The sequence below is a fragment of the Arenibacter latericius DSM 15913 genome (genome assembly GCF_000424985.1).
GTDB classification, from domain to species: Bacteria; Bacteroidota; Bacteroidia; order Flavobacteriales; family Flavobacteriaceae; genus Arenibacter; species Arenibacter latericius.
The window spans coordinates 1-17,979 of record NZ_AUKX01000067.1; the positions used below are offsets into that span (position 1 = coordinate 1).

Here is a 17,979-nt window from a genome sequence, read left to right on the forward strand (position 1 = left end):
ACATCGGGAACCAGTATAAGGGGCAGGACAAAGGTTAGTAACCTAGCCAACAAGAAAATAAAGAGCCTACTTGATCTATGTGCAAAATCGGCCTTACAGCATAATCCGGAAATGAAAGCATATTACCAGAGGAGACTGGAGGAAGGAAAAAACAAGATGAGCACAATCAATATTATTAGAAACAAATTAGTGTCCAGAATGTTTGCAGTTATTACGCGAAATGAACCCTATATTAATCTTATGAAATATGCAGCTTAGGATTGTTGATAAATTAAAGTAGATATCCTTTTTTTAATCATAGAATACAGGCGGGCCTGCCCCGAGGTAGTTTACAAGAAGACATTTTTAATAATATGATAGTATATATATCTGTAATTTGGTCAGTTAACTATGTCATTATGACTTACTTATGTTATTTCGCACTGAAAATCAGACAGGTTTTCAATAGAATTTATATAGCTTTTAAGGAAAATAGGGGAGGCTAACAGTTTGGCATTTATTTTGCTCTTAAATAAGTTGAATTTATTGTTTAACTAAAAATCTTAAAATTATGAGCACATTAGTAAATGTTCCTAAGAACGGAGGTTTGATAAGCAGAAATTCAGATAAATCATCAAACCTTCCTGTTTGGTCCACTTGGATGGACGATTTTTTTAACGAAGGGTTACCTTCCATATTTTCTCAAAATTTCAATTCGGGCATCAGCCTACCGAAAGTCAATATCAAAGAGACTGCAGACGCGTACTTTGTTGAAATGGCAATTCCCGGATTAAAGAAATCTGATTTTAAAATAGACCTCGATAATCAAGTTCTCTCCATCTCTACAGAAATGGAAGAAGAAAATGAACATAAAGACGGAAATTATACGCGACGCGAATTTGGGTATTCTTCCTTTAAACGAAGTTTCAGTTTACCCGAATCTGTAGATGAGGATAAGATAAAAGCGAATTACAATGAAGGCATTCTAAATGTCCGACTTCCAAAAAAGGAAGAAGCAAAACAAAAACCCGCAAGGACTATTAAGATTTCTTAAATGTAATAGGTAAGAGGGGAGCCGACTAATTGGCTCCCTTTAATTTTTGAATTGATATAGAAAAAATTATAACTAAAATTAAGTGAAATGAAAAAACTAGCACTTCTTTCTTTGGCTGCAATTTTAACTACAAGTTGTAATGGCCAGGAGAAAATAGAAAAAGAACAAATAGATAATAATAAGCAAATTACAGAACAGCCTAAAGGGACGTGGAAAGTAGATAAAGAGTATGATGAAAAAGGAAACCTAATTCGGTACGATTCTATTTACTCTTGGTCCTCCACAGATAATCTTGGAGAATTAATGCAATCTAACCCCGATAGTCTAATGAAATCTTTACAATCTAGGTTTTATAGCAATTTTAAAGGGTTTAACAATCAACGTTTCCAAGATCTGTTTGCGAAAGATTCCCTTTTTACCAAACAATTCTTTAATAATGACTTCTTTGAGAGCGAATTTGGACAAGATTTTATGGATATAGATCGCCTAAGAGAGCGAATGGAAACAATGCAAAAACAGTTTTTAAATCGATATCAGGCAGAATTTGAAGAGTTGCATGAAATGAATCCAAAGAGTGATGAGTAACGCAAAACTGGACTCGCATTAGTATAACGGGAATTGTAGTCGTAGGGGATTAACGTGCTACTTTAATCTGTAGATGTAGTGGCGTTATTAATGAAGAAACTTAAAGATATAGAGGAAGGCAAGTGTTTAGTATATTCGATTTGTAAAGGCTTCTAATAGGCTTAAAAAGGGAACATGATATTCCCTAAAACAAACGCTAGCCTGTTCTTTCAGAACTGCAACTATACACTTGTCTTCCTCCCACTATGGTTTGCTGAATTTGGATGTTTTGGTCAAATATGACGATATCAGCATCCTTGCCAACAACAAGACTTCCCTTGGTATGGTCTACACCCATAATTCTTGCTGGGGTAGTGGTCATCATTAATATGGCATCGCTTAGCGACACATCTGCCATTTGTATCATATTCCTCACCAGGAGGTCAGCAGTAGCAACACTTCCCGCAAAGGCAGTACGGTCTGGTAGTTTTGCCACTCCATCTTCTACAATAACCTTTAAGCCATGATCTTTATGGCCTAGTACACTTTCTCCAGGCGGACATCCCGCAGCGCGCATGGCATCAGTAATCAGGGCAATTTTATGTGGTCCCTTCACCTTGTAGATCAATTTTAATAGAGGAGAGGGGAGATGTACCCCATCAGCAATTATTTCCACATCCAATTCGTCCATCAAAAGAGAACTTTCTATTACCCCTGCATAACGGAAGGCATTTTTTCTGCTTACTCCAGACATGCCAGAATAGAGGTGGGTAGATAATGAATATCCATTTTCTACGGCTTCCACCACTTCTTCGTAAATAGCATCGGTATGGCCAATTGCTGCCAGAACCTTATTTTCTCTTAGATATCGACCAAACTCCATAGCTCCCTTTAGTTCCGGTGCGGCGCTCCATCGTACTATATGATTTGATCTTTGCAGAATTTCCTGATATTCACTTGGATCTGGATCTCGGATAAATTTAGGATCTTGTGCGCCCCTTTGACTCATAGCAAAATAAGGTCCTTCTAAGTGCAGACCTAAAAATTCGGCTCCATTATTATTGACTTTATTGGCCTGATCGTATATTTCTAAGATGTTGAGTAAATCCTCTTTGCTTCCCGTCAAAGTAGTAGGTACCATAGCAGTAGTACCATATTGAGCATGTAATTCCGCAATTTTTAGAAATCCTGTAACCTCCCCATCCATAAAATCGTGCCCTCCGCCACCGTGAACATGAATATCAATAAACCCTGGGGAGATATATAGACCTTTAGCATCTATCATGGTAACATTGCTGGTCATGGCATCGCCCTCATAAATGGCAGTGATTTTATTGCCTACCACCTCAAGGGTACCCTTGGTGATTATACCGGTGGGAGTAATAATCTTACCATTGTGTATTACGAGCTTTTGCATAGTATGTTTATCTATTTGCTATTGCTGCCTCTAAATCATTCATCTCCTTGGAAACAGGTTCTTTTAGCACCCACCCGAATATACAAAAGACCAGCATACTAACCATTACCGGTAAGCCTACTTCTAAGGCCATACTATCCATAGATGTTAATTTGGTTATCGTAAAGGCGACTAATCCCGCCAAAACAGAGGAAATAGCAGCTCTAGGCCCACAGGTTTTGAAAATGGGGATTAATCCAAATAACAATGGTACCGCAATTGGACCCAATAGCGCCCCAAACCAAGTGACAATAAGGCCTAGAACCCCACCAAAATATTCGTATTGAAACGCGATTACAATAGTAAGGGAGGTAAAAACAAAGGTGGTGATCCTTGCGGTAAATAAGGAGGTTCCTTTGTTTTTAAATTTATTGGACACTACGGGAAGTATATCCCTAGTGATAACAGCGGAAATTGTATTTACATCGGATGAGGTCATAGACATGGTATTGGCAAACAAAGAAGCGATCACCAGACCTATAAGTCCATCTGGTAGTAATTTTTGTATTAATAAACCATAAGATTCGGAAGGATCTTCCAAACCTGGTAAAATAAGCGGGGCTGCCCACATGGGAAAAAAGAGAATCAAGGGCCAAATTAAATAGAGTATTCCCGAGAGATAGGCCGCCTTTGAAGCTTCTCTTTCGGTATTTGATGAAATATAGCGAGTTGCAAGGGGCCAGCTTCCTCCGTTATAACTCAGGAAATTAATCAAGAGAAAGACCAAGGCGAAGCCAACAGTGTAAGGATCATTGAATAACTGACTGTTCTCTGAAGGGAGTTCATTCCAAATGCCGAATACGGAGTCCCAACCCTCAAAGCGGTTTAACACTACCACGAACATGGTTATCCCTGCAACCAATTGTACTACAAATTGCGCTAGATCGGTTAGGATTACAGCCCAAAGTCCGCCAATGGTTATATAGATCAGCGACACGCCTCCTGAAATCAATATCCCATAAGTGAAGGAAATTCCAGTAGTAACGTTAAGAAGTATAGCGATGGCCGCCCATTTGGCACCCACATCAAAAAGTTTGAGTGTTACACCCACCCAGGCTATCAGCTGTTGCGTTAATACGTTATAGCGAATGGCTAGGTATTCTAAGGGGGACTGAATTTGAAATTTTTTTCGCAAACGTACCCAATAGACAGGGAAAATTTTTGCGGAGGCTATTACAGCTGATCCAATGGTGAACGCCCACCAAACATACAGGGAAAAACCATACGTATAGGCGAGGGCGGCATAGGCTACAAAGACAGCACCACTGTATCCTGAAACATGATGGGAGATACCAGACAACCACCAAGGCAAATGACCTCCAGCCACAAAGAAATCTTCTGAACTCTGATTTTTTAAATAGGCATAGACCCCAATGAGGAGCATGGATAAAAAGAAGATGGCAATGACTATATAATCGATATTGTTTAATTCCATGGTGGTTGGTTATTGGTGGTGTGCGGATGGTTTTACATTTGAAAGTTACTTTAATTCGATTACTCTTTTTTCCTTAGAAGATTGATAAATAGCGGTGATCAATTCCAAAGATTTCAGGGCTTTTTCTCCATTTACCTCTGGCTCACGATCCTTGCGGATCGCTTGAACCATATCCTTGAATTGCGCCAAATGTAAACGATAATCTACCGCCATAGGATCCGATCCGCCACTAGAAGAAATCTGATGGGCATTGTTGGCCAATGTTTCCCCACTTTTAAAATTCCAGCTGACGATTTCGCCCCCTTCATAGATGACGCTGCCGTTTTCCCCAAATATCTCTAATCTGTCTTTATAACCGGGGTATAAGGAGGTGCCACCTTCAATGGTTCCCATTGCCTCATTTTTAAAATCTACCATAGCTACTCCAATATCTTCTCCTTCAATATTATGAACCATGGTTTTTACTTTTCCAAATACACTTTCCACGTCCCCCATAATATCCAATAGAAGGTCAATAGTGTGGATACCTTGGTTTATCAAAGCGGCCCCACCATCACCTGAAAGGGTTCCTTTCCAGTCACTATTTTTATAATACCCCTCGTCCCTATACCATTTGATGTAGGCATTTCCTAAAATTAACTTCCCCAAAGCACCATTTTGGACGGCTTCTTTTAGCTTTAGGTAGGCAGGATTGAATCTGTTTTGAAAAATTACTCCTAGTTTCACGTTTTGTTGACGGCATACAGAAATAATGCGGTTTGCTCTTTCCATGCTTACCTCTAATGGTTTTTCTACAATTACATGTTTTCCTGCCATGGCTGCGGCTATTATAGGTTCCATATGTCTACCGCTCGCTGTACAAACGGAGACGATATCTAGGTCGTCCCTAGACAAAAACTCTTCCATATTGGAATAGGCGGTAACGCCAAGCCTCTTAGAGGCTTCTTTTGCTCTTTCCGGAGTGGAACTACATACTGCGACTAATTTGCAATCCTGGAGCTCTTGAATGCTCTTAGCATGGTGTGAGGCTATGGCCCCTGTTCCTATGATTCCAAATCCGAGTTTTTTTCTATCCATAATTCACTAATAAAAGATTGGTCAATTTTTTTTCAATTAAAGTTTAGAGGCGGAACCTTTGTCTAGAAACATTCTTGTATTAGGATGTTTTCTTAAGATTGAAGCCGGACATTCGGTACTTATTGGTTTATAAAAGGTATTGTACAATGCCTCCGCCTTTCTTTGGTCCGGTACAACACAGCTGATGAATTTACTGCTTAGTATAGCTGGTATGGTCAAGGTGAGGGCTTGCTTGGGCACATCATCCATGGTAGGAAACCATCCTTCGCCAATTTGCTGGTTTTTGCATGCCTCGTCCAAGGTTACCAACTTAACCCATTTTGGGTCATTAAAATCGGCCACAGGTGGGTCGTTAAAAGCGATATGACCATTTTCTCCTATTCCGATACAGGCAATATCTATGGGGTGGTTTTTTAGCTCCCTTGCATATTGCTCTACCTCTTGTTCTATATCATCTGCATCCCCGTTTAGGAAGTGTACCTTTTTGGGGTTCACTTCATCCAAAATTCTTTCCTTTAGATACTTTCTAAAACTAGCCGGATGGATGTCAGGAATACCGCAGTACTCATCTAAGTGGAAGACCGTTATTTTCTGCCAATCGATCTCCTTACCCTTCAAAGCCTTTAAAAAGGTAAACTGGGAAGCGCCTGTGGCAAAAATTAGATTGGCACTTCCCTTTTGGGCAATGGCATCTTTCAACTTGCCTTCTACATAATCAGCTGCAGCACGACCCATATCTTCGGGGGTGTCATATATGGATATCGGGATGTTTTCTATGGTCAGATCAGTCTTCATATTGTTGGTTTTATATTTTTAATTACCTCTCTTCATAATCTAAAAGTTAAACCTCCAATGATAGGATAGGAGGGGAGTGCGACCATTAAGCAAAGTTGCATGTTAAAAAGAAACTATTCTTTATCGATTTTGTCGCCATCATTAGTCTCGTTAAAACTTACATAATAATCTATGTTTTCTTTGATAATAATATCTAGAGGGGTATGCTGAATTTTTATAGGTGATTTTTTGTGGACAAAATATTCAAAAAGTGCCTTAACTGCCATATTGCCCTGGGAAATAGGTCTTTGTGATATAAGGTAGTCTATATTTCCATTCTTCATTTCATGGATATTTGCCTGTAGCATATCAAACCCTATCACCTTGATAGATAATTCGTACATGGCGTGATACTTTGCAATAATATGGGCTCTAGAATTGGTGACGAACACGCCTTTTGTACCAGGGTTTTTAATGTAGTATTTTGTTAATTCTCGCGTTATATCCTCTTCTTTTATAGAGGGGATGGTAAGGGTATTAATCTTTCCTGTCCTCGTTGCTTGGGAAGTTCCAAAAAACTCACGGAAGCCTTTCTCTATGGTGTTGATATGACTGTTTTCTAGGCCTTTTACAAAATTCAGGACTAATACATCATCTGAGCTGTCTAAAATGGTGCTCATCAGCTTTCCTGCCAAATGACCACTGCCATTAAGATCGGGTCCTATATAAGAAAGGTTCTTCTGGTTTGGGATAATCCCGTCTATAAAGACGTAGGGGATATTTTTAGCCTCTAGTTTCTGAATGAAGTTAATACTCTCCTTTTCAAAAAGAGGAGCCAATATTACGCCATCAGGATTCTTTTGGATAATGGCATCTGCATTTTCAATAAAACTCGATTCATCTAAAAGATCGTATTCAAAAGGATGACAGGCTATACCATAATCCCTATAATTCATAACACCTTCTTCTACTCCTTGCTTAGGAAGGTTCCAATAACTGTTGGAATTGCTCGCTTTTGGGAGAAGGCTGTAAATATTAAATTGTTGTCCTAGAGCTAAGGTCCTTGCTAGGAGGTTAGGATTAAAATTTAAATGTTTAATTGCTTCCTCTACTTTTTTTTGTTTCGTAGGGGAGACCTTTCCGCGTTTATGGATTACCCTGTCAACAGTTCCAATAGAAACATTGGCATAATCGGCAAGGTCTTGTATAGTTGTCTTTTTTGCTTTGCTCACTCCCTAAAAAATATAGATTAGCGCAATAATTACAGTTGTGTGCGCACACAAATTTATAATTATTATTCATTTAGTGGAATAATAATAGCTAATTTTATTTAAATTAGGCTACAAATATCAGAGGTGTATTTTAAAACTGTGTAGCTACACATTTTTGATATTTTACTTGTTTATTGTAGAAGTTTAATTGTTGTAAATACTGTTATCCAATGTTTTATGTAGAATTATGGTGACCTTTACTTTAAGTGTGTTTTTTGTTTAAAACTGATTTGAAAGGAGAGGATTTTAAAAAGCACACTTATCCGTATATACCTTTAGGTATGGAGTCCCTACCTCGGGCAGGCCGAGAACATGAAATAAAGATACATAAGTTAGGGTGGTTAAGTTGTAGTATACTATTTAAAAGGCGAAGCAAAACTCCTTATCCGCAGAATAATGGACGAAAGCTCCGAGAGCAGGAGCGGAGGAACGTAGCGACGCGGAGTTTCGTCTATGGTTTTTCGACCTCGGTGTCGAAAAAATTCATTGGATAAGGCGCCTTTTTCTTTGTTTCGTTTCTTTTGGGCGAGCAAAAGAAATGAAAGCAAGTAGGTTAGAGAAATTGATTAGAAGCCCGTATGATTCAATTACAAAATTTACAACATAATGTAATCCCAATATATACTTAGATAGTATCCTAAAAAAACTGAAAATGAAATTATAAGTAAAACATCATAAATACCTTAAAACCAAGTTTTGTAAATTTAATTAGATGATAAGAGAGCAACGAGTAATAACTGATTAAATAGTCGAAATTGTCTGGGAAATATAGTGGTAAAATCTATAAATAAGCACATAAATTATTCAAATCGTATGGGAAATAAACGCCGTAATTTTATAAAATCAACCGCCTTGGCCAGTATAGGATTAGGGCTCGTAGGAGACGTTTCACTTTATGCTAATGGGAAAAGTAGTCTTAAGGGTAAGATAGGAATGATAGGATTGGATACTTCCCATGTTACCGCTTTTACTAAAGCCATAAACGATCCGGAAAGATCGGAATTTGAGGGATTCACCGTTGTTGCAGCCTATCCCACCAAAGGAAGTGCCGATATGCCTGTGAGCATAGATCGGTTAGATAAGTTTACTGAGGAAATTAAGGGTATGGGGGTCCAAATCGTCCATTCTATTGAAGAGCTTCTAAGCAAGGTCGATTTTGTTTTGTTAGAATCTGTTGATGGAAGAAGACACCTAGATGAAGCCTTGCCAGTGCTAAAAGCGGGGAAGCCAATGTTTATTGATAAACCATTGTCCCATTCCTTAAAAGATGCGAGAGCTATTTTTGAGGCCTCCAAGAAGTATAAGACTCCTATATTTTCGGCCTCCAGTACCCGCTTTGCACCAGAATCCGTTGCGATTATGAAAGGAAGTGAAGTAGTTGGTAAGGTCTTGGGAGCCCATACTTATGGTCCTGCTGGAAGGCAAGTAGGACATTTGGACATGGCTTATTATGGGATTCACGCTATAGAAGCGCTATTTACATTAATGGGTACTGGGTGTAAAGAAGTAATGAGATTGGATACTCCAACCTCTTCTGTGCTCACAGGCGTATGGGGTGATGGTAGAATAGGCGTCTTTACAGCTACGCCAGAAGGTGGGAAAACTTCTTTTGGAGGTGTTGTTCATGGAAGCTCAGGAGTGGCAGAAAAGGTGAAGATATTGGACGGTTATGATCCCTTGATAATAGCAATTATTAATTTCTTTAAAACAGGGGTGGTGCCAGTCAGTTCTGAAGAAACCTTGGAAATTTTCGCCTTTATGGCTGCTGCCGATGAAAGTAAACTCAGAGGCGGGAAACCAGTTTCATTGGAGGAAATGATGCAAAAAGGGTGAATATAGCGTTGAAAAATGTAGAAAATTAAGTGTAAAAGTCTATTAAAATAACTTCTCATGATAAACAAAAGAAGATCATTCATTAAAAAAACAGCAATTAGTGCCTCTGCAGTTGCAATAGGAGGCGTTTTACCAGGGTTTAGCGCTAAAAGCTACGCTAGCATATTAGGATCTAATGAGCGTCTTAAAGTGGCTACTATGGGGGTGAATAGTAGAGGGCATGCAGTGGGATCTAACTTTGCCAAGCAACCCAATTGCGAAGTTTTGTACTCCTGTGATGTGGATTCTAGAGCGTCCGAAAAGTTTATAAGTAGCATAGCCAAAATCCAAGATAGAAAGCCTAAACACGTCACCGACTTTAGAAAAGCTTTAGAGGATAAGGAGGTGGATATCTTGATCGTTGCGGCACCAGACCACTGGCATGCGCCTGCTGCAATAATGGCTTGCAAGGCAGGGAAACATGTTTATTTAGAAAAGCCGGCGAGCCATAATCCTCGTGAAGGGGAATTAGCGGTGGCAGCGGCAAAAAAGTACAATAGGGTGGTGCAGATGGGGAATCAGCGCCGTTCATGGCCTAATGTAATTACCGCTATTACGGAACTTAAAAACGGAATTATTGGTCGGCCTTATTTTGCCAAAACCTGGTACTCTAACAACAGACCCTCTATAGGGATTGGGAAGGTTACGGAAGTGCCCTCGTGGTTAGATTATGATTTATGGCAAGGGCCTGCTCCGCGGGAAGCTTTTAGGGATAATATTGTGCACTACAATTGGCACTGGTTTTGGAACTGGGGAACAGGGGAAGCACTGAATAATGGTACCCACTTTGTGGATTTGGCAAGATGGGGATTAGGAGTAGAATACCCCACCAAAGTGAGTTCAAATGGTGGTAGGTATAGATATGAGGATGATTGGGAGACGCCTGATACACAGGTGATAAACCTAGAGTTTCCAAATAATACTTTAATGACATGGGAAGGGCGTAGTTGTAATGGGAGATCCGTTGAGGGAGTAGGTGTTGGGGTAGTTTTTTATGGAGAGGATGGCTCTATGGTAATAGAAGGAGGCAATTCTTATAAGGTGTACGATTTAAATAATAAGTTGATAAAAGAAGTGAGCGGTAGTCGACAAATAAGCACTGCTAATTTATCTGATCCTTCCCAGGATTTGGACGTGCTGCATATTCAAAATTTGTTTGACGCAATCCGAAAAGGGACACCATTAAATTCCGATATAACGGGTGGTCATAAAAGCACCTTGCTAGTTCAGCTGGGGAACATCGCATTACGCTCTAATAGCGCGCTGAATATTGATCCCCAAACAGGGCACATCCTCAACAATAAGGAAGCTATGAAATATTGGAGTAGAGTGTACGCGCCCGGATGGGAGAATTTGTTGTCTTAATTTCAGTGCCTTTTTATGACTCTTAAATAGTCATTACTATCGTAATTTCTTTATCCGGAGGGTTACAATTGTGTTGCAGTAAAAGTTCAAATAAACCTTGTAAAGATTTGTAAAATAGTGTTTTACTATCTTATAAAGATGTGAATATTTTTAGCGTGTAGGTGTAAGGCAATTTTAACCATCAAACAAGAATTATGACTAGATTATTAAACTTCCTTTTACTGTTTACCCTAGTGCATTTTGCTAATGGGCAATCCAATAATTATGATATTGTTATTTATGGGGGAACTTCTGCCGGAGTTGCTGCTGCGATACAAAGCAGTAGAATGGGGAAGTCTGTAGTGCTCATAGAACCAACTAATCGGGTAGGCGGACTTACAACTGGAGGGTTAGGAGCAACGGATATTGGCAATAAACAGGCTATAGGCGGTATTTCACGGGAGTTCTATGAGAACATCAAAAAATACTACGATGTCCCTGAAAATTGGAAATGGGAACATAAATCCGACTATATGGTGGGTAAACAATCCCGAACAGAGGAGGGAGAGGCCACCATGTGGACTTTTGAGCCTTCTGCTGCTCTTTCGGTATATAAGGCTATGATTGATAAGGAGAACATTAAATTGGTCTATAAGGAAAGACTAAATAGGGAATCTGGGGTTAAGAAGGTTGATGGGCAAATTCAATCCATTACCATGGAAAGTGGTAAGACGTTTATTGGAAAAGTCTTTATAGATGCCACGTATGAGGGCGATCTTATGGCTTCGTCTGGAGTATCTTACACCTATGGGAGAGAAGCGAATGAACTTTATGGGGAAACCCTTAATGGGGTGCAGGCAAATTATCTAAATAGTACCTTGGGAAATCGGGTTTCTAAAAATGCGATACACCATAACTTTCTTCCAAGGGTGGATCCCTATGTTATAAAAGGCGATCCAACATCTGGTCTATTGCCTAATATAAATGAGAAACCAGGACAGGAAGGGGAAGGGGATAAGAAGATTCAGGCTTACTGTTTTAGGATGTGTCTTACAGATCATCCAGAAAATCGGATTCCTTTTCAGAAACCTACTAATTATGACGAGGTTAATTATGAACTGTTGTTCCGAAATTATGAGGCAAGAAAAGGTCCGATTAGCGAAATGTACACCTATGGTATTTCCCTCTTACCTTGGATAAATACTAAAATGCCCAATAGAAAAACGGATACAAACAACAAATTTGGCTTTTCAACCGACTATATCGGTAAGAATTATGATTATCCAGAGGCTTCCTATGCGGAACGAGAAAAGATAATCGAGGACCATAGGAACTATCAAATGGGATTGATGTGGACCTTGGCCAATCATCCAAGGATTCCAGCTGAGGTGCGTGAGGAAGCTTCAAAATGGGGTACAGCTAAGGACGAATTTGAACGGGTTGATGGTTGGCAACAACAGCTTTATATCCGCGAGGCCAGAAGGATGATAAGCGATTATGTGATGACCCAGCATAATTGTGAGGCAATAATTGTGGCTGAAGATGCTATTGGTATGGCAGCTTATGGAATGGATTCTCATCATGTGCAGCGGTATGTAGATGCCAATGGATATGTTCAAAATGAAGGTAATGTTGAAGCCCATGGTTTTAAGCCCTATCCTATAAGCTACAGGTCCATAGTCCCCAAAAAGGAAGAATGTGAAAATTTAATCGTCCTGGTTTGTGTTAGTGCATCCCACATTGCCTTTGGGTCTATCCGTATGGAGCCGGTTTTTATGGTTTTAGGACAATCTGCAGCCACGGCAGCAGCACTTGCTATAGATGGTAATACCAATGTGCAAGAGGTGTCTTATTCCAGCTTAAAAGAGCAGTTACTTAATGATGGTCAAAGATTAAAGTAGTTGGGTAACATAGCCTCAGTATTGCATTTTTATCTTCGGGACATTAATATATGACAGGCTTTGTGAATCTAATATTTTTATTTTAACAGTGTAGTTTATACATTCAGACTACGTATCGCACAATGTCCGAGCTGTTCAAGAAGAAAGTGGTTTTAAAGAGTAGATCACAACGGATCCTGAACAATTGTTGTATTTCTGCAAACATCGTAACTTAAATACTTTTCGAATTAATAAAGTTATCAAAATACCTTTAACTGAGTTTTTCCCAAATATATTCTTTCATTTTCTTTGCTTGTCCAAAGAAAACGAAACAAAAGAAAAGACACCTTCTCCGAGGAATTTTTTAGATTAAATCTAAAAATCGGTTTCAAAACTCCGCGCTTTTTTGAAAATAAAAAAGCTGAATCTCGGAGCTTTTGAATCCTATTCTACGGATAAGGAAAACAAAACAAGAAGCCTTCATAGAAAGGTTTTCGGCATACTTTCTCTTTTAATAGCAAATCAAGAAATCTCGACGTTTGCCGAAGAAAAATTTACCTACCGGAAGAAGGCGTACAACAGCCCATGTTCAACTTAGTGAAAGCATTCCGAACGTTGTGGCAGTAAAAAATATGTAGATTTCAATAATAGAGAAATAAGCCTAGGTTTTTTTCGACCCTGCCCGAACTAGGTCAGGCGGGCGAACTGGAACGGGCGGGTTGAATACTTTTTTATTCATCTCCTTATCTATTGCCTTTTAAAAGAATTCATGAATGCTGAGCTTTTCATCAATGGAAAAAAGAATTAACATGTCAAAAAAAGGATGGTTCTTGCTATTGCTCCTTCCTTTTAATTTAAGTAACACAATTTTTGTGCTTGAACCATAACAACCTTTACGGAACTTATTAAAGGCGTTATTAGTGAAGATAAGAGAGTAGGCAACTTGCAGAAGTCAAATAGATGAAATCTTTAGGAATCTTAAGTGGAATTCTATTGTACTGTCTTACTCCTTAATTTAATTGATGATTGTGTGGAGAACTGCAGTGTAGACAATAAATCTAGCATAAACATTCCTTTGATTTTAGTGCATTAAATCCATCATTCTACTCTCAATATGTTCAAAATGAATTAGGTTATCATCAGTCTTGGAAAATCTTGCAATATCACCCGTGTCATACCGGATTATAGGTATAGCATAATTAAAAAGGTCGGTAACCACAATCCTACCCAATTCTCCTTGCTTAACTGGTTCGTCTTTTTCCAGGTCTAAAAGCTCTATGAAATAACTAGCCCAATTGATATTGAAATTTTCTCCAGAATCAACGGCCTGATGTGCCAGTATTCCCAATTCTTCATTAGAATATTTAGCAAATACAGGAGCATTGAAATACGTACTCATTGTATTTTTAGTGTATGAGTTTATACAATCTGGACCCGCAATAATTGTACGGATATTCTTAACTTTAAATTTTTGGTCAGTTTTATCTAGATATTGGCCTATAGATTCTAAAGTAGATGAGAAACCTAAAATAGTTTTGTATTGTTTGTCTTTTTTTAAAAGCTGAATAAGGGTGTTGATTCTTGTGTCTGTAATTTTTGATATATCAAAATGAACTACATTTTGCATCCAAGCCTTAATTTTACTTTTTTTATTATGCTCTCCCCATACTTCCAAATCATATAACTTATCACCAAGTTTGTATCCAGCCTTACCGAAAAAGTATAGCACATCGGCAGTATTTCTTTTTCTTTTGTTCCTATTGTAATACAGATAAAAGGGAGTGCCTGTAGATCTACCAATAGTTACTTTGTATAATTCCCGGTTTAAATACTTAGAGGATTTAAACTGATCTAGATCTTTTAAAACCATTGTTTTGTTGACTACAGGGAAATTATCAAGTCTTGTAGAATTTAATTGAGAATAAAAAGGGACAGTTCCTGCGGTATGTAGAAGTAACCTTGTAAGTAGATGATCTCTCCTTTTTATTGATTCGGAAGAAAAGGGATTTTCCATTATTGATGAAATATCCTGATAATGTTTTCTAACTTGTTTTCCCTTTATGTAATCCGTCGACCAAAATCCTATTCTTCTAAAAACGTTTCCTAATACCATTAAATAACACAGATTAAAATTTAATCATTATAAAAATCAATTCATCTTTACCACTAATAATCGGTGACAAACAATGTTAGGAATACCCTGTTCTAAAATGAATAGAATGGAATCCGGTTTTTAGTTCATCAATTTTCTTACTGTCTAATACTTAAACGTTAGTAGTTAGATTTTATTAGGTCATCACGTCTATATTTGGAGCAAAAGTTATGACCGTAATTTTAAAATCCGATTATTTGTTTGATAGCAGGTTTATTTCAGGTATGGAGGCGTTCTTTATACTAACTATAAGCTGTTTTTTTAAATTACTTCTTTACAGTAATAGGTAGTAACAACTAACTCTTTTTAAAATTTAGATAAGAGACCAATATAATAATAATTGGTTACAAGACTTCAACTTTTCGTTAAATGATAGGAAGTTGGAGTTAGGTGTAAATATTAGATTACAAATTCTAGATTTGGGTACTACAAACTAAAAATGCAAACCACTTAATTTTGCCTAATAGAAAGAGATGCTTGCATATAGTTTATAAATTGGTTACCTAATTTAAGTGGGTAATTTTAAAAGAAACTATACGTTATGATTATGGTACAGATTACTAATGATATTACACTTAGTATGTTTAATGTACTTCGAGGATGGTTTGTTAGATGCTTGATTCCTATGACAAGAAAAACCACTTGTGCGATAAGAAAAGGAATTGTGAGTATTTCTCTAAAAACACCTACTAATACACACTCTATCTTATAAAAGTTTATCAACCAAATTAGTATAAAGTAAGACACAATTGTAAAATTTATAAATGTTAAATTTCTATTGGTTCTTAATTTATTCATTTTTCTAGATTAAGTCCTTTTCAAAATGAGGAGAATTGTGGGATATGGGTGCGTAAACTGACTTGTTCTTGTTTTCTACAACTAATTTAGGGTTAATAATTAGATGTACACAGTTTTACACTTATAAATGAATCAATAATCAACTTTATATAAGGGATTTTAGATGGTTAAGAAAATTATTCGAAATGCTATATGAGGTTAATGTTCACAGTCACCCTTATATTTGGTTTCAGTTTTAGAATATTGAACTAGCCATATAATAATTGAAATCCATTAATATATAAAGTCTAGTGACATGGAAGCGCAGTATTATAAATATGAGGTCCAAAAACAAAAAAAAGGTGCAATCCGCAGATAGCACCTTTCTTGTATAAGCAGTTAATATTAATTCCCGTCCTGCGTGGATTCTGGCTCCAACGTAAAGTCAAGAATAGTTTTATTAGCTGCAGTTATTTCAGCCTCCAAGACGTCACTTGGTATATAACCATCTAATTCAGTTACAATCTTGTAATCGCCTGCGTCCAGACCCATAATGGTATAGTTACCATCAACATCAGAGAAACCAGTAGTATTTAAAGTATCAGCAGCAAATACTGAGATCTGTGCTCCTGCTAGGGCCACTTCGTTATCATCCTTAATTGTATTTACTTTACCGGTTAGCGTACCTGCGGTAGATAGATTGCTGGCTTTTATAACAGGCTTAAAGTTGAACCCGGTGATACCATCTACCTTATTGGCGCTTCCTTTCGCTACAAAAGAGCGACTCACGTCAAAATCTAAGAGTAGATCGGATGAGAGTCCGCCTTTAACCGTAAGACCAGGCTTTATAAAGACTTTAATTCCTGTCTGTTCGCCACTTGGAACTTTTAGGTCATAGGTGGTTCCATCAGTAAGAACCACATTAACTCCTTTTACATAAACACGCACTAGGTCGTACTGTCCAACAGGAACCTCCAGGTCTACCAAAGTCTCCGTAACTCCATTGGTAAGCTCTAAAAGGTTTACAGGTACTTCCTTCTCCATAAGAACCACAAAAGGGGAACCATCATTTTCCTCGGATGTTTCGCCATCTTTACTTTTATTTCTGGCATCAATCTTAAATACGGTTACATTGGCCTCTGCAACCAAATGATGTGGAAATGGAGCATCCGTTAGATGAACGGAAAGCCTTCCCATATCCGAGCCTGCATCGTCATTGTCCGTACATCCAATGGCAAGGCTTAAAAATACAATTGTAAAAAATAAAATTAAATTCTTCTTCATTTTGTTCCTTTTCGTTAAACATTAAAAATTTGATTCATCCCTTTAAAAGAAATATCGGGTAAATATAACAACCTACCCATACAAAAACCCTACCTAAAATTCCGCGATTTTTATTTTTTCGATAAAAAGCACTTATTTAGAGAGTTAATTAACCGAAGTTTTCTATTAAAGTTAAACGTAATAGGAGTGAAAAAAGTTTGGAAAAGAGAAAAGAATTTTGCCCATTAGATAATAATGCGGTTAGGGTTTAATAGGAAGCCTCTCTATTTCAACCTAAAATAATAGGCAGCATCTTCGGGTATTTCTAGAACTACTTTATGGAGGTGCTTTTTAAACCAAGAGGCATTTAGCCCGCGCTCGTGCTCAAGATCGTATTTTCCAATCACTTCTGTTTGCACCAAATTCCACCCCGGTTTAAATTCGAGCTCATATACCACGGTATTCTCTGCCTCGATAGACTTTGTTCCGTCTCTGCGTACTTGGTTTATGGTGTTTTCTGTACCTTTCATACTCGCAGCTTCATCCAAATAGGTCCATGAGATAATATACCCTTCATCCCCCATAGTTAAAGTACTCTGATTGGTAAGGTTATAGGTGACGCGAACCGAATTTCCCAAGGTGATGGTTCCAATAATGTCTCCGTTTTTTACCACACTTAGAGTGGTTTTAGCAAAATATCCTGCATCTGGGTTTTCATAGTTTAAGGTGGCTAACCCGCATTATTCACCAAGAGTTTTTTCTTCAAGGAATTTGAGGATAAATTTTGCATTCCCTGGATTAAGGTAATTTTCCGGGATAGTTTTCCAGCTGTTAGATGAACCTTCTGTAAATTTTAGTGCAGATATGACTATTTTTAGTCCTGATATTGTTGAAATTTCCCGATAAGGCATAGGTATCCCAAGACTGATAAACAGTGAGATGAGTAACTTTTAGCCAGAGAGCAATTCCTGGAATAGATGCTGGTACACAAAGGCTTTGGAGAGCCGGTAATAAATTCTTCTTTTGGTTATTTTAATGGTAGCACCTATTTTCAGCAGGTGAGTCCTAATGCTGCTGATCT

General features: G+C 38.0%; 14 protein-coding genes. 6 read left to right on the forward strand and 8 right to left on the reverse strand.

Annotated elements, in window-relative coordinates:
* The 3 genes from H344_RS20545 to H344_RS0115670 form a co-directional block, all read left to right on the forward strand.
* On the forward strand, positions 1–258 hold a 258-nt coding region (locus H344_RS20545), incomplete at its 5' end, for a transposase (RefSeq protein ID WP_034256823.1).
* A gap of 292 nt (positions 259–550) precedes the next feature.
* Positions 551–1,033 carry an Hsp20/alpha crystallin family protein gene (locus H344_RS0115665; RefSeq protein ID WP_026811160.1) on the forward strand — a complete coding sequence of 161 codons (483 nt, stop codon included), beginning with the start codon at positions 551–553 and terminating at the stop codon, positions 1,031–1,033.
* Between the two features lie 87 nt (positions 1,034–1,120).
* Positions 1,121–1,618: a hypothetical protein gene (locus H344_RS0115670; RefSeq protein ID WP_026811161.1), complete on the forward strand. Its 498-nt coding sequence runs from the start codon at positions 1,121–1,123 to the stop codon at positions 1,616–1,618.
* Between the two features lie 196 nt (positions 1,619–1,814).
* On the opposite strand, the gene nagA is transcribed toward H344_RS0115670, so the two are convergent.
* The 5 genes from nagA to H344_RS0115695 form a co-directional block, all read right to left on the reverse strand.
* Entirely contained in the window at positions 1,815–3,014 is a 1,200-nt protein-coding gene (gene nagA / locus H344_RS0115675) for an N-acetylglucosamine-6-phosphate deacetylase (RefSeq protein WP_026811162.1), read from the reverse strand.
* 7 nt (positions 3,015–3,021) lie between these two features.
* Positions 3,022–4,488 carry a sodium:solute symporter family protein gene (locus H344_RS0115680; RefSeq protein ID WP_026811163.1) on the reverse strand — a complete coding sequence of 489 codons (1,467 nt, stop codon included), beginning with the start codon at positions 4,486–4,488 and terminating at the stop codon, positions 3,022–3,024.
* A gap of 45 nt (positions 4,489–4,533) precedes the next feature.
* Positions 4,534–5,565, reverse strand: coding sequence for a Gfo/Idh/MocA family protein (locus H344_RS0115685; RefSeq protein ID WP_026811164.1), 1,032 nt, complete (start codon positions 5,563–5,565; stop codon positions 4,534–4,536).
* 36 nt (positions 5,566–5,601) lie between these two features.
* Positions 5,602–6,360: a glucosamine-6-phosphate deaminase gene (locus tag H344_RS0115690; protein ID WP_026811165.1), complete on the reverse strand. Its 759-nt coding sequence runs from the start codon at positions 6,358–6,360 to the stop codon at positions 5,602–5,604.
* 113 nt (positions 6,361–6,473) lie between these two features.
* Positions 6,474–7,571, reverse strand: coding sequence for a substrate-binding domain-containing protein (locus H344_RS0115695; RefSeq protein ID WP_026811166.1), 1,098 nt, complete (start codon positions 7,569–7,571; stop codon positions 6,474–6,476).
* An 852-nt stretch (positions 7,572–8,423) separates the two neighbouring features.
* Here H344_RS0115695 and H344_RS0115700 point away from each other — a divergent pair.
* The 3 genes from H344_RS0115700 (at position 8,424) to H344_RS0115710 (ending at position 12,727) form a co-directional block, all read left to right on the forward strand.
* A complete protein-coding gene (locus H344_RS0115700; RefSeq protein WP_034256825.1) occupies positions 8,424–9,443 on the forward strand; it encodes a Gfo/Idh/MocA family protein in 1,020 nt (339 codons plus the stop codon).
* 57 nt (positions 9,444–9,500) lie between these two features.
* Positions 9,501–10,847: a Gfo/Idh/MocA family protein gene (locus tag H344_RS0115705; RefSeq protein WP_026811168.1), complete on the forward strand. Its 1,347-nt coding sequence runs from the start codon at positions 9,501–9,503 to the stop codon at positions 10,845–10,847.
* A gap of 194 nt (positions 10,848–11,041) precedes the next feature.
* Positions 11,042–12,727, forward strand: coding sequence for an FAD-dependent oxidoreductase (locus tag H344_RS0115710; protein WP_034256827.1), 1,686 nt, complete (start codon positions 11,042–11,044; stop codon positions 12,725–12,727).
* Between the two features lie 1,060 nt (positions 12,728–13,787).
* Here H344_RS0115710 and H344_RS0115715 read toward each other — a convergent pair.
* The 3 genes from H344_RS0115715 to H344_RS0115725 form a co-directional block, all read right to left on the reverse strand.
* The gene (locus H344_RS0115715; RefSeq protein ID WP_026811170.1) at positions 13,788–14,819 is read right to left on the reverse strand and encodes a hypothetical protein; all 1,032 of its coding nucleotides are present in this window, start codon (positions 14,817–14,819) and stop codon (positions 13,788–13,790) included.
* Between the two features lie 1,221 nt (positions 14,820–16,040).
* A complete protein-coding gene (locus H344_RS0115720; protein WP_034256830.1) occupies positions 16,041–16,919 on the reverse strand; it encodes a DUF4382 domain-containing protein in 879 nt (292 codons plus the stop codon).
* Positions 16,920–17,182: 263 nt separating this feature from the next.
* Positions 17,183–17,572: a hypothetical protein gene (locus tag H344_RS0115725; RefSeq protein ID WP_026811172.1), complete on the reverse strand. Its 390-nt coding sequence runs from the start codon at positions 17,570–17,572 to the stop codon at positions 17,183–17,185.
* Positions 17,573–17,979: the final 407 nt, after the last annotated feature.